Source organism: Lysobacter sp. Root76 (assembly GCF_001428685.1).
GTDB lineage: Bacteria > Pseudomonadota > Gammaproteobacteria > Xanthomonadales > Xanthomonadaceae > Lysobacter.
The window spans coordinates 218,608-231,713 of the sequence record NZ_LMIK01000006.1; the positions used below are offsets into that span (position 1 = coordinate 218,608).

At 70.1% G+C, this 13,106-nt stretch carries 8 protein-coding genes; 1 reads left to right on the forward strand and 7 read right to left on the reverse strand.

The genetic code is table 11. The features are described 5' to 3' along the window. Positions 1–3: 3 nt before the first annotated feature. From pgl to ASE10_RS13010, 4 genes are all read right to left on the reverse strand, one after another. Positions 4–693 (reverse strand): 6-phosphogluconolactonase, encoded by a 690-nt coding sequence (gene pgl / locus ASE10_RS12995; RefSeq protein WP_056305629.1) that lies wholly within the window; start codon positions 691–693, stop codon positions 4–6. An 87-nt stretch (positions 694–780) separates the two neighbouring features. After that, a complete protein-coding gene (glk, locus tag ASE10_RS13000; protein WP_055906439.1) occupies positions 781–1,767 on the reverse strand; it encodes a glucokinase in 987 nt (328 codons plus the stop codon). Further along, on the reverse strand, positions 1,764–3,188 hold the full coding sequence (gene zwf, locus ASE10_RS13005; RefSeq protein ID WP_056305365.1) for a glucose-6-phosphate dehydrogenase: 1,425 nt from the start codon (positions 3,186–3,188) through the stop codon (positions 1,764–1,766). Before zwf ends, glk begins: the two co-directional genes overlap by 4 nt. A gap of 45 nt (positions 3,189–3,233) precedes the next feature. Continuing rightward, positions 3,234–4,607 (reverse strand): GH1 family beta-glucosidase, encoded by a 1,374-nt coding sequence (locus ASE10_RS13010; protein ID WP_056305367.1) that lies wholly within the window; start codon positions 4,605–4,607, stop codon positions 3,234–3,236. A gap of 123 nt (positions 4,608–4,730) precedes the next feature. Between ASE10_RS13010 and ugpC the strand changes: the two genes are divergently transcribed. Next, a complete protein-coding gene (gene ugpC / locus ASE10_RS13015; RefSeq protein ID WP_056102395.1) occupies positions 4,731–5,843 on the forward strand; it encodes a sn-glycerol-3-phosphate ABC transporter ATP-binding protein UgpC in 1,113 nt (370 codons plus the stop codon). A 26-nt stretch (positions 5,844–5,869) separates the two neighbouring features. Here ugpC and ASE10_RS13020 read toward each other — a convergent pair whose 3' ends face one another. The 3 genes from ASE10_RS13020 to pgmB all read right to left on the reverse strand — a co-directional run bounded on the left by ASE10_RS13020 (position 5,870) and on the right by pgmB (position 12,864). Beyond that, the gene (locus tag ASE10_RS13020; protein ID WP_235567561.1) at positions 5,870–7,135 is read right to left on the reverse strand and encodes an MFS transporter; all 1,266 of its coding nucleotides are present in this window, start codon (positions 7,133–7,135) and stop codon (positions 5,870–5,872) included. 217 nt (positions 7,136–7,352) lie between these two features. Further along, complete coding sequence (locus tag ASE10_RS13025; protein ID WP_055906451.1) at positions 7,353–9,752, reverse strand: TonB-dependent receptor; 2,400 nt, start codon at positions 9,750–9,752, stop codon at positions 7,353–7,355. Between the two features lie 82 nt (positions 9,753–9,834). Then, a complete protein-coding gene (gene pgmB, locus ASE10_RS13030; protein WP_056305369.1) occupies positions 9,835–12,864 on the reverse strand; it encodes a beta-phosphoglucomutase in 3,030 nt (1,009 codons plus the stop codon). Between the last annotated feature and the right edge of the window lie 242 nt (positions 12,865–13,106).

The window sequence follows — 13,106 nt, forward strand, 5'->3', positions numbered from 1 at the left end:
GCCTCACTCGCACCAATGCACATGCAACGGCGAGCCGCTCCCGGCTTCCAGCGCCGCCAGCACCGGATAGCGCCGCACGTCGCCGTTGCGCAGGGCGGCTTCGAACACTTCGCGTTTGCGTTCGCCCTGGATCAGCAGCAGCCGGGTCTGCACCCGCGCCAGTCCGGTCCGGGTCAGGCTGATCCGGCGCGGCCAGCGTTGCGCGCCGGGGGCGCCGCTGGCGTCGATGGCGATATAAGCCTGGCGGCTTTCGAGCGCGCGCGACAGGTCCAGGGTGTTGGGGAACAGCGACGCGGTGTGGCCGTCCTCGCCCATGCCCAGCACCGCGGCGCTGGCGCCGAGTTGCGCATGCGCATTGGCGACGGCGACGGCGTCCTCGATCCGGCGTCCGGCCAGGGTCAGCGGTTCGAAACGTGCGGCGGCGGCGTGGTCGTGCAGCAGCTGGCTGCGGACCAGGTGGGCGTTGCTGTCGGGGTCGTTCGGCAGCAGCCAGCGTTCATCGACCAGGCCGATGTCGACCCGGCTCCAATCCAGCGGCGCCTTGGACAGTGCGCGATAGACCGGGCCGGGCGTGCTGCCGCCCGACAGCAGCAGGCGCGCACGCGGGCGCAGCAACAGGTCGCGGCGCAGTTCCGCCGCGATCGCGACCGCGCAGGCCCAGGTCCACACATCGCGGCCGCGATGCGCGTGCATCACGTAACGTGCGGTTTCCGGCTCCGGAGGACCGGCCGGGACGGGCGACGGATCGTCGAGCATCGGTCGATCTTCGCACGATCCACCTCAGCGTGGCGTGTGCCGGGCCAAGGCCGCCGCGCCCAGCAAACCGGGCTGGGGATGGGTCACGGCGAGGGTGGGAATGCGCGCCATCGTCGGCGAAAAGCGGCCCTTGTGTTCGAAACGCTGGCGGAAACCGGAATGTTGCAGCCAGGGCATCAGGCGCGGCACCAGGCCGCCGGGCAGGAACACGCCGTCCCAGGCGCCCAGGGTCAGGACCAGGTCGCCGGCGGCGGCGCCGTATACCGCGCAGAACACGTCGATCGCGCGCAGGCAGCGGGCGTCGCCTTCACGCGCCATCGCGGTGATGTCGGCCGGCGCCAGCGGGCCCGGGTCTTCGCCGGCGATCTGGCTCAGGGCGCGATGCAGATTGACCAGGCCGCTGCCGCTGACCAGGCGCTCGTTGGACACGCGACCGAATTCGCCCGACAGGCGCTGCAGGATTTCGATTTCCTCCGGCGTGCCCGGCGCGAAGCTGACGTGGCCGCCTTCGGTCTGCAGCGGGTAGTAGCGGCCGTCGCGGCGGATCAGGCCGCCGACGCCGAGCCCGGTGCCGGCACCGATGATGGCGTAGGTGCGGTCGCCGCCGTCGTCGAAGCCGTGCCAGGCGTTGCCGCCGATCGCGACCACGTCCTGCGGGCGCAGCAGCGACACCGCCATCGCCTGCGCGGCGAAGTCGTTGATCAGTTGCAGGCGTTCCAGGCCCAGGGCCTGACGCGTGCGCGCGGCCGAGATCACCCAGGGATGGTTGGTGATGCGCGCCTCGTCGCCGTCGACGCGGCCGGCGACCGCGAACACGGCTTCGCTGGGCGTCGCGCCGATGCGGTCGAGGTAGTGGCGCGCGGCGTCGGCCAGGGACGGGAAGTCGGCGACGGCGAACACCTGCACGCTGTCCTCGCGCAGCGGTTGTTCGTGCTGCGGCATGGCCAGAGCGAAGCGTGCGTTGGTGCCGCCGATATCGGCCAGCAGGGTTTCCGGTGCGGCAGTGCTCATGCTTCGCCTCCGCGGCCCTGGCGCAGGGTCGCCGGCAGGAATTCGGCGGCCTCGGCCGGGCCCCAGGAGCCGGCCGGGTAGTCGAGCACCGGCTGGACGGTGCAGCTCCAGGCGCGCTCGACGCTGTCGATCCACTGCCAGGCCGATTCGACCTCGTCGTCGCGCACGAACAGGGTCTGGTTGCCGCGCAGCGCGTCGACGAGCAGGCGCTCGTAGGCGATCCGGCGCTGCGGCGAGTTCGACATCGACAGGTCCAGCGACATCGGCCGCAGCTCCAGTGCGCCCCATTCGGGGGCGGCCAGGCTGCCCATCAGGCCCAGTTCCACGGTTTCGTCGGGTTGCAGGCGCATGCGCAGGCGGTTGGGACGCTCGCGTCCGCGCGCGGGGCGCTCGAACAGCCAGTGCGAGACCGGCTTGAACGAGACCACCACCTCGGTCGCGCGCGTGGCCAGGCGTTTGCCGGTGACCAGGCGGAACGGCACGCCGGCCCAGCGCCAGTTGTCGATCCAGGTGCGCAGGCCGACGAAGGTTTCCACCGGCGAGTCGTGGACGAAGCCCTTGACCGCGCGGCCCTCGACCACGCCGGCGCCGTAGCGGCCGCGCACGGTGTCGCGGGCGGCGTCGGCTTCGCTCATCGGGCGCAGCGCGCGCAGTACTTTGCGTTTCTCCTCGCGGATGCTGTCGGCGTCCAGGGTCGAGGGCGGTTCCATCGCGATCAGCGCCAGCAGCTGCAGCATGTGGTTCTGGACCATGTCGCGCAGGGCGCCGTAGCCGGCGTAGTACTCCTCGCGGCCGTCGACGCCGGCGGTCTCGGCGACCAGGATGTCGACCGATTCGATCCAGCGGTGCTGCCACACCGCTTCCAGCAGGGTGTTGCCCAGGCGCAGCGCCAGCAGGTTCTGCACCGCGGCCTTGCCCAGGTAGTGGTCGATGCGGAAGATCCGCGACTCGTCCAGGCAGGCGCGCAGCGCGGCGTTGATCTCGCGCGCCGAGGCCAGGTCGCGGCCGATCGGTTTTTCCAGCACCAGCCGCGACGGATCGGCGAGCACGCCGGCCGCGCTCAGGCCCTGCGCCACCGACACGAACAGGTCCGGCGGCGTGGCCAGGTAGCTCACGCTGGGGCGGTCGGCGTAGCGCGACAGCGCAGCGGCGATCGCGTCGGTGTCGCGCAGATCGACCGCGACGTAGGCGATGCAGCGCAGCAGGCCGTCCACCGCCGGAGCGTCGTCGGCGGCCTCGGCCGCCATGCGTTCGCGCAGCCAGGCGCGGAATTCCTCGTCGCTCATCTCCTGCCGCCCGACCGCGATCAGGCGGAAGTCGGGCGGCAGCAGGCGGTCGCGCCAGAGGTGGATCAGCGACGGGAACAGGTAGCGCTGGGCGAGATCACCCGTGGCGCCGAACAGCAACAGAGTGTCGTGCATGGCGCCGGCGCCTGGTTTGGTCGGAGACCGTTGTGGTCGGGACCGTTAAGGTAGCGGCTCGGACAGCGAGCGGCCATGCGTGGCGATCACGTTCGAGTACCACTTCGCGCTGTCCTTGGGGGTGCGGTCCTGGGTCGCGTAGTTCACGTGGACCACGCCGAAGCGCTTGGAATAGCCCAGCGACCACTCCAGGTTGTCCAGCAGCGACCAGACCATGTAGCCGCGGATGTCGCAGCCGGCCTGGATCGCGTCGTGGATCGCGCTGATGTGCTTTTGCAGGTAGTCCATGCGCAGCGGATCGCGCACGCGGCGCTCGCCGCTGGCGTCGGGCTCGGCGACCGGCGGATCGAAGAAGGCCGCGCCGTTCTCGGTGACGTACATCGGGATGTCGCCGTAGCGCTGCTTGAACCAGGTCAGGGTGTCGGTCAGGCCCTGCGGGAACACTTCCCAGCCGGTCTCGGTGTAGGTGCCCGAGGGCTGGCGCACCACGCCGGTGTTGAGCGGGTAGCTGACCGCGTCCTTGGTGACGCTGCGGGTGTAGTAATTGATGCCGACGAAATCGAGCTTCTGCTTGATCAGCTCGTAGTCCTCGGCCGGCCATTCCGGCCAGGCCTCGCCGAAGATCTCGCGCAGTTCCGGCGGGTAGGAGCCGAGCAGGGCGGGGTCGAGGTACTGCTCGTTCATGTAGGCGTGGGCGCGCTGGACCGCGGCGGCGTCGGCGGCCGACTCGGTGGCGGCGTACTTGGGCTCGATGTTCACCACCAGGCCGATCTCGTGCTGGCCGATCGCGCGGTAGGCCTGCACCGCGGCGCCGTGCGCGCGCATCAGGTTGTGCGAGGCGATCGGCGCTTCGAAGCGGCTGCGGTGGCCCGGCGCGAGCGCGCCGTGCAGGTAGCCGCCGTCGGTGACGACCCAGGGTTCGTTGAGGGTGACCCACTTCTTGACCCGGCCGTCGAGCGCGCGGTACAGCACGCTGCCGTACTCGGCGAACCAGTCGGCGCAGTCGCGGTTGAGCCAGCCGCCGCGGTCGTCGAGCGCGGCCGGCATGTCCCAGTGGTACAGGGTCAGCAGCGGCTCGATGCCGTTGGCCAGCAGCTCGTCGACCAGGCGCGAATAGAAATCGACGCCGGCCTGGTTCACCCGGCCGGTGCCCTCGGGCAGGATCCGCGACCACGACACGCTGAAACGGTAGGCCTGCAGGCCCAGGCGCTTCATCAGGGCGACATCGTCCTTCCAGCGCCGGTAGTGGTCGCAGGCGACGTCGCCGGTATCGCCGTTGAGGGTCATCCCCGGGGTGTGCGCGAAGCGCGTCCAGATGCTGGGGCCGGCGCCGTCGGCGAGCGGAGAGCCTTCGATCTGGTGGGCGGCGGTGGCCGCGCCCCACAGGAACCCCTCGGGAAAGACACGAACTTGACTCATCGCTGCTGGGCCTCCGGTGCGGGCGCTGTGTTGAATGCTGGCGTGCATGTAAACGGTTACATGGCAGAATAGCCCAGGGCGACGACAATTGCATCGTCGCTGGGGCCACGATCGGGAGATTTCATGGCGAAGGTCACGCTTGAGCGTCTGCGCAAGGTCTATCCGAACGGTTTCGTCGGCGTCGACGGGGCCAGTTTCGAGATCCGCGACGGCGAGCTGCTGGTATTGGTGGGGCCTTCGGGCTGCGGCAAATCGACCCTGCTGCGGATGATCGCAGGCCTGGAAACGATCAGCGGCGGCGAGCTGCGCATCGGCGAGCGCGTGGTCAACGAGGTCCCGCCCAAGGACCGCGACATCGCCATGGTGTTCCAAAGCTACGCCCTGTACCCGCACATGACCGTGGCCGAGAACCTCGGCTTCGGGCTCAAGCTGCGCGGCGCGTCCAAGGCCGAGATCGAGGCCCGCGTCGGCGAGGCGGCGGCCACGCTGGAGTTGCAACCGCTGCTGCAACGCAAGCCGGCCGCGCTGTCCGGCGGCCAGCGCCAGCGCGTCGCCCTGGGGCGGGCGCTGGTGCGGCAGCCGCAGGTGTTCCTGCTCGACGAACCGCTGTCCAACCTCGACGCCAAGCTGCGCATGGGCATGCGGGTCGAGATCGCGCGCCTGCACCGCCAGCTCGGCACCACCATGGTCTACGTCACCCACGACCAGATCGAGGCCATGACCCTGGGCCAGCGCATCGTCGTGCTCAAGGACGGCAAGATCCAGCAGATCGATACGCCGATGGCGCTGTACCGGCACCCGGCCAATCTGTTCGTGGCGACCTTCCTCGGCAGCCCGAAGATGAATCTGCTCGGGGGCGAGGTGATCGAACGCGACGGTTTGCGCCTGCGCATCGCCGACGGCGTGGAGCTGCCGCTGCAGCCCGACGAAGCCTTGCGCGAGACGGTGCGCGGCTATCTCGGCCGCCAGCTCACCGTCGGCCTGCGCCCGGAGGACATGCACCTGGCGCAGGCCGCGCCCGAGCGCCTGGCAGCGCGGGTGGAAGTGGTCGAGCCGGTCGGCAACGAGGCCTTCCTCAACCTGGCCTGCGGCGGCTGCGACCTGGTGCTGCGGCTGCCGCCTTACGACCTGCCCGCGCCCGGCGACACCGTGCACCTGGGCTATGCGCCCGAACGCATGCATTACTTCGATCCGCAGACCGAGCTCAACCTGCGCGCGCCGCCGGCCGCGGACTGAGCGCGCGCCTGCGGGCCGGCGCGTCGTCAGTTCCCGGCCTGCGCGGCCAGGGCCGCGTCGGCGCGCAGGCTCTGCCGCTTCAGGCCGACGATCGCCAGCAGCAGCAAGGCCATCGGCGCCAGCGACAGATAGAACGCGGTCTCGCCGCCGGCGCGCGCGAACAGCTGGCCGGTGACGAAGGAGCCGGTGGTGCCGCCCAAGGCCGAGAACACCACGATCAAACCGGTCATGGCCGCATGCCGCGACTTCGGCAGCGCGCTCAGCACCACCGAGTTGATCGCCGGATAGATCGGCGCCATGAACAGGCCGATCAGCGGGAACACGTAGGCCGCGGCCGGAGCGTGGGTCCAGCTCGCGTTCGGGTCCGGACGCATGCCCGCGGCCAGCGGCAGCGCCAGCAGCACCAGCGCGGCCATCGCCAGCACGCAGGCGATCAGCAGCCAATGCCAGGGCACGCGCCGCAGCAGCAGGCCGGCGCCGAGCCGGCCCAGGGCCAGCGACACCGCGAAGATGCTCGCCGCCTGCACGCTCATGGTCGTGGGCAGGTGCAGGATTTCGCGGTTGAAGGTCGGCAGCCAGGTGCCGATGCTCTGTTCGATCAGCACGTACAGGAAGGCCGAAGCCAGGAACACGCCGATCAACGGTTGCGCGACCAGGCGGAACATGTCGAAGAAGGCCTCGCCCGGGGCGTGGCCGTCGCGCGCGGCGGATTCGTCCAGGCGGCTGACCGTCAGCAGCAGCGCGGTCGCGGCGGCGACCGCGGCGATCACCCAGTACACCCGTAGCCAGCGCGGATCGGCCGGCGATTCGGGATTGATGAAGCTGGCGAACAGCCAATAGCCGGCGAGCACGCCGACCATGAACCAGCCTTCGATGGTGCTGGTCAGGCTGGCGTGCTGCTGCTTGCCGTCGGTGAGCAGGCCGATCGAGGAATACACCGAGACCTTGGCCAGCGCGAACGAGGCGCCGACGGTGGCGAACAGCAGCTTGGTCGCCCAGAACGCGTGCAGCAGCGGCATCAGCGCGCAGGCCGCGGCGACCAGGCTCAGGCCCAGGATCATCGCGCGCCGGTAGCCCAGGCGCGGCAGCAGCGAGGCGGTGAGGAAGGACACGATCGCGATCGGCAGGTCCTTGAAGGCCTCAAGGAAACTGGCGTCGGCCTTGTCCACGCCGAAGCCCTGGATCGCCTGCAGGATCACGGTGCCGACGCTGTTGAGCAGCACCGCGAACACCATGTAGGTCAGGACCATCGCCAGGATCATGCGGCCGCGGTGGCTGCCGGTGGAGGTCATGCGTTGCTCCGGCGCGCGAGCCCATCGGGCCGCGCGCTATGGTTAAAAAGACCGTTCGCAGCCGTTGCCGATGCCGCCTGCGCCTTGGAGGGAGGGGCGCGCAGGCTAGCGTTGCCGGATCGCGCCGCGAACGGGCTTCGAAAACCGCGCGCCGTGCGGCGCGGGGCGGTCGAAAGCGACGGGCGCAGCATCGCATGCGCGCCCGCCGCCGCCGCGCTCACCAGCGGTAGGCCGCGGAGAGCTGGTAGGAACGCCCGGCGATCGGCCGGCCCAGGAACACCCCGCCGGTGGCCGCGCCGGGCACGCGCACGTTGCCTTCGGTCAGGCCGAGCTCGTCGCTGACGTTGCTGCCGCTGGCGGTGAACTCCCAATGCTCGCCGACGTGCAGGTTCGCGCCCACGTCGAGCGTGTGGTACGAGGGCAGCTGCTGGGTGTTGGCCAGGTCGGCGTAGCGGTCGCCGATGTGCGAGTAGGTCGCGAACAGCTTGAGATCGCCGACCGGCAGGGTCCAGAAGTAGCTCGGGGTGATGCGGAACTGGGTCTTGGGCTGGCGCATCACCTGGTTGCCGGTGAACTCGCGATAGTTCTCGTACTGGGCGTCCAGCCAGACCCCGGTCGCGCGCAGCTCGAAACCGCCGAAGGGACGGACCGCGCCTTCCAGCTCGACGCCGTAGGCGCGCGAATCGCCGACCGTGGTGAAGTTGGTGCCGTCGTCGAGGAAGGCCTGGAACGGCGAGTTGGTGAAGCTGTTGTAGAACGCGGTCAGGTACAGGTCGTAGACCGAATTGCCGGACTTGAAGCCCAGCTCGTACTGGTCGACTTCCTGGACCTTGTTGTTGCCGTCGCGCAGGCTGTCGAAGGTCGGCAGCTTGTAGCCGGAGTTGGCGCGCGCGAACAGGCTGGAGGTGTCGTTGAGCTTGAAGTTCAGGCCCAGGGTCCAGGAGAAATGCTTGTCGTCCTGGTCGATGCGGCGGGTGCTGGGCAGCGAGATCGAGGTGTTGTTGTCGTAGAGCGTGTTCGGATTGCCGTCCAGGTCGACGCTGGCGGTGTTGTGGACGGTGCCGTCGACCTGCTGCCATTCGTAGCGGATGCCGCCGTCCAGGCGCAGGCGGTCGTTGATCTGCCACTCGTCGGCCAGGAACACGGCGGTGTTCTGGCCGTCGTAGTCGCCGCGCAGCGAGAAGAACGAGGTGCCGACGAAACCGTCGCGGGTGACCTGGCGGCCGTCGGCCAGGGTCACGTCGATGCGACGCGCGTTGTTCTGCGCGGTCAGCAGCATGTTGTTGCCCAGGTACCAGGTGTCCTTGGACGAGTAGCGCGCGTAGTACACGCCGGCGGTGAGGGTGTTGCCCTCGAACAGGTCGCGGCTGAAGCGCAGGTCGTTGGTGAAGGACTCGATCTCCTTGTCGACCACCCAGAAGCCGGCGGTCAGCACCTGCTGGTTCGGGTCGACCGCGCCGCCGCCGTTGGTGTAGGTAGCGGTGCCGGGGCTGCCGAAGGAGGCGATGTAGGAGCTGATGGTCTGCGGGCTGGCGCCGGTGAACAGGCCGTTGGTCGGGGCGCTGCCGCTGACGTGGTTGACGCGGTCGCTGATGGTCCAGTCGCCGACGTAGAAGTCCATCGAGGCGCCGAACACGTCCAGGTTGATGCCGCGGCCGTCGGCCAGATCGCGGCTGATGGTCTCGCCGTTGGGGCCGGTCGGAATGGTGACGCGGCGGAAGTCGTTGCCGAGCAGAGTGCCGCTTTGCGCGTTCAGGCCCGGGAAGCTGGACAGGTCCTTGCCGTTGTTGCGCGACAGCAGCGGGATCGGAGTGAAGAAGGCGTTCTTGTCGTCGGTGTGGCGCGCGTACAGGGTGACCTCGCCGCTGTCCCAGCTGCGGGTCAGGCTGGCGCTGAACTGGCCGCCCTTGTCGGCCGGGAACTGGGTGTCGCGGACGCCGTCGGTGACCCGGTAGAAGCCGCCGATGCTGTAGTACCAGCCTTCGCCGAGCTTGCCGCTGTTGAACACGTCGACCCGGCGCAGGTTGTCGCTGCCGGCGGTCACGCGCAGGCTGCCTTCGGTTTCTTCGCCGCCTTTCTTCTGGATGAAGTTGACCGTGGCGCCGGGCTGGCCGTTGGAGAAGATCGGGCTGGGGCCGCCGCGCAGCACTTCCATGCGGTCGATGGTGTCGTCCATGCGGAACAGGGTGGAGTTTTCCAGGAACGACAGGGTCGGCGGCGGGAACAGCGGCGCGCCGTCCATCTGCACGGTCACGAACGGCGCGTCGCCTTCCGACGGCATGCCGCGCACGAAGATGTTGGCGCCGGTGCTGCCGCCGGCCGATTCGGCCCAGATGCCGGGCACGACCTTGAGCGCGTCGGCGGTGCTCAGCGGCACCGCTTCCTGCAACTGCTCCAGCGAGGCGGTGGTGATGGAGAAGCTGGCGTCGCGCTTGCGCACGCCCTTGAAGCGCGCGGTACCGCTGACCACGACCGCGTCCAGCGTGGTGGCTTCGCTTTCGCCGGCCTGCGGCGCGTCCGCGGCCGGCGCCGCGTCCTGCGCGCGCACGTAGCCCGGGGCCAGCGCGGCCGCGATGGCCATCGACAACGCATAACGGATCAGAGACTGCTGCTGCATGGTGTTCTCCCCACTCCTCAGAATGTCATGTTGGTGTACGTCGGCGCGCCGTTCGGCGGCGCGTCGATGCGGTGGACAAGGTTCAGCGCGATACGAAAGCGTCCAGGTCGAAGGCGGCGATGTTCGGCAGGTGCGCGTCCGCGCCCGGCAGCGCGGACGGGTCGCCGATCCCGACCGCGGCCATGCCGGCGGCGCGGATCGCGACGATGCCGGCGGCGGCGTCCTCGATGCCGATGCAGCGCTCCGGCGCCACGCCCAGCGCCTGGGCCACGCTCAGGAAAATCTCGGGGTCGGGCTTGGCGCGGGCGATGGTCGCGGCGTCGGCGATCCAGTCGAAGCGCTCGGCGATGCCCAGGCGCTGCACCAGCAGCGCCGCGTTCTTGCTGGCCGAGGCCAGGCCGAGCTTGAGCCCGCGTGCGCGTGCCGCGTCGAGCAGGGCGGCCGCGCCCGCGAACAGGTCCTGCGGCCCGACCTGTTCGATCGCGGCGCGGTAGTAGCCGTTCTTGCGTTCGGCCAGGGCGTGGCGCTCGGCGGCGTCGAACGGACGCGTCGCGCGCTCCAGGATGATCGCCAGCGAGGCCTCGCGGTCCACGCCCTTCAGGCGCAGGTTCACGGTCTCGTCGAAGGGCACGCCGATCTCGTCGGCCAGGCGCTTCCAGGCCAGGTAATGGGTGTGGGCGGTGTCGGTGAGCACGCCGTCGAGGTCGAAGATCAGGGCCTGCGCCGGACGCGGGAAAACAGCCGGCGCGGCATCGGCGGCGACCGCCAGCGCGACCTCCTGCGCAGCCTGCGTGGTCAGCAGCAGGCGCTGCCCGGCATGCACGATTTCCAGCGGTTCGCCTTCGATCAGCCGATAGCGCACCTGCGCGCCCTCGACGCCGACGTGCAGCTCGCGCCCGCGCCAGCGCAGGCCGAAGCCGTAGCCGTTCCAGCGCGCCGGCAGGGTGGGGGCGAAATGCAGCTCGCCCTCGATCGTGCGCAGCCCGGCGAAGCCCTGGGTCAGCGCCAGCCAGCTGCCGGCCATCGCCGCCATATGTACGCCGTGGTCGGTGTTGCCGTGCAGATCGTCCAGGTCGACGCACAGGCTGGCGTCGAAATAGGCCAGCGCCCGGTCGGCCAGGCCGACTTCGCTGGCGAGGATGCCGAACATCGACGCCGACAGGGTCGAGTCGTGGGTGGTCACCGCCTCGTAGTAGTCGTAGCTGCGGCGCTTGCGCGCGCGGTCGATGTCCGCGCCGGCCAGCACCAGCGCCATCACCACGTCGGCCTGCTTGCAGACCTGGTAGCGGTAGAGCGTGAGCGGGTGGTAGTCCAGCAGCAGCGGCCGGTGCTCGCCCTGGCGCGGCGGGAACGGCCAGCGCGGCTTGTCCAGGAAACCGTCGTCCTGCGCGTACACGCCCAGGCGCTCGTCGTAGGGCAGGTACATCGCCTCGGCGGCGCGCTCCCAGATCGCGACTTCGTCCGCGTCCAGGGCCAGGCGCGCGGCCAGCGCGGCGGCCTCAGCCGGGCGATCGGCCTGCAGGCGCCGCCACACCGCGACCGCGCGCCGCAGATGCTGCTGGGCCATGCGGTTGGTGTAGTAGTTGTTGTCGACCATGGCCGTGTATTCGTCCGGCCCGGTGACTTCATGGATGCAGAACGCGCCGCCGCGGCGCGGATTGAAGTGGCCGATCTGCGGCCAGATGCGCGCGGTCTCGAACAGCATCTCGGCGCCGCCGTCAAGCAGGAAGCCGACGTCGTCGCTGGCGTCGAAGTACAGGCCGATCGCGTAGGCGATGGCGGCGTTGATGTGGTACGCGGCCGAGCCGGAGGGGTAGTGCGCCGAGCATTCGCCGCCGGCTATGGTGCGCCAGGGGTACAGCGCGCCGGCCGGGTGGTTCATCTCGCGCGCATGCGCCCGCGCGGCGGCGAGCATGCCGTGGCGCGACTGCAGCATCGCCCGCGCCACTTCCGGCGCGGTGTAGGCCATCACCGGCAGCACGAAGGCTTCGGTGTCCCAGAAGCAATGGCCTTCGTAGCCTTCGCCGGTCAGGCCCTTGGCGGCGGTGCCGGACACGCCGTCGCGGCCGGCCGACTGCCACAGGTGGAACAGGTTGAAGCGCAGCGCGAGCTCGGCCTGCGGATCGCCGTCGATGGACAGCTCGGCGTCGCGCCAGAACTCCGCCATCGCCCCGGCCTGCAGCGCGGCCAGGGCCTCGTAGCCCGCATCGACGGCCGCGGCCAGCGCGGTGTCGACGCGCGCGTCCAGGCCCGCGGCCTCGGCGGCGCTGGCGTAGGCGACGAACTTTTCCAGCACGACGCCGGTGCCGGGCGTCAGCTGCGCTTCGTAGCGTTGCGCGGCGCGGGCGTCGTCGGCTTCGGCCGCGCTGAAGTGCAGTGCGGCCGCGGCCTGCGGCAGGCGATGGCGCTGGCCGCACAGGACCGCGCCGGTGCCGCGATGGGTGCGCTGGCCGTAGCGGGCCTGCACGGCGTCGGCGCGCGCGCCGTTGCCGAGCAGGCCCTCGCTGCCGGACACGCCGATGCGCGGATCGTCGCCCTGGACCGCAGCCCGATGGCCGCTTTCGATCGCCGAGACCAGCGCGATCGGCCCGCTGTAGTCGATCGAGGCGACCCGGTAGCGGATCGCGAGCAGGTCGCAGCCGCCGGGGTGCACGTTCAGCGGCACCACGCGTTCGGCGTGGATCTCGACGGTCGCGCCGTTGGCGCTGCGCAGACGCATGCGCCGGCGCAGCGCGCCCGTGTGCAGGTCGAGTTCGCGTTCGAAGGCGAGCACCTCGGCGCTGTCCGGGTCCAGGCGTTCCTGGCCAAGCCAGATTTCGATGCGCTTGCCGTCGGCGACCGGCACCCGGGTGTCGGTGCTCAGGGCGAAGCCGCGGAAGCGCTCGTGGTAGTGGATCGGGTTCTGTTCGTAGACCGCGGCCAGATAGCAGCCGTCGCCGTCGCCGCGGCCTTCCTCGAAGCCGCCGCGCACACCCAGCGAGCCGTTGGCGAGCGCGAACAGGGTCGAATCGCGCTGCCGGCGCTGCGGTTCGTAACGGTCCTGGCGCAGGCGCCAGCCGCGGTCGGCATCGAGCTCTTGGTCGGGGAGAGCGGAAGAATTCGGATCGGTCACGCGTCGCTGGCCTGCTTGCTGGACCGCCGGTCGGCGGCTGGAGGCGGACGCTAGAGGCGCATTGTTATCGATGTCAAGTTATCGATAACAAATTGCAGGAAGGGATCGGCGAGCGACAGCGGAAGGCCGCGGGTTCAGTTATGCGATTCGCGCGGCGACGCCGGCCAAGCGCTTGATTTCAAGCGGATTGGGGATTGCCGCGCAGCCGACTCGCGAGACTAGGCCGATGCCGTGCGCGGCGA

What these genes read in the sequence shown, in the direction of transcription:
- ugpC (WP_056102395.1), top strand. Translation starts at nt 4,731, where the DNA reads ATGGCGAAGGTCACGCTTGAGCGTCTGCGCAAGGTCTATCCGAACGGT.
- ASE10_RS13010 (WP_056305367.1), bottom strand. Translation starts at nt 4,607, where the DNA reads ATGAGTCAAGTTCGTGTCTTTCCCGAGGGGTTCCTGTGGGGCGCGGCC.
- pgl (WP_056305629.1), bottom strand. Translation starts at nt 693, where the DNA reads ATGCACGCGCATCGCGGCCGCGATGTGTGGACCTGGGCCTGCGCGGTC.
- ASE10_RS13025 (WP_055906451.1), bottom strand. Translation starts at nt 9,752, where the DNA reads ATGCAGCAGCAGTCTCTGATCCGTTATGCGTTGTCGATGGCCATCGCG.
- zwf (WP_056305365.1), bottom strand. Translation starts at nt 3,188, where the DNA reads ATGCACGACACTCTGTTGCTGTTCGGCGCCACGGGTGATCTCGCCCAG.
- glk (WP_055906439.1), bottom strand. Translation starts at nt 1,767, where the DNA reads ATGAGCACTGCCGCACCGGAAACCCTGCTGGCCGATATCGGCGGCACC.
- ASE10_RS13020 (WP_235567561.1), bottom strand. Translation starts at nt 7,135, where the DNA reads ATGACCTCCACCGGCAGCCACCGCGGCCGCATGATCCTGGCGATGGTC.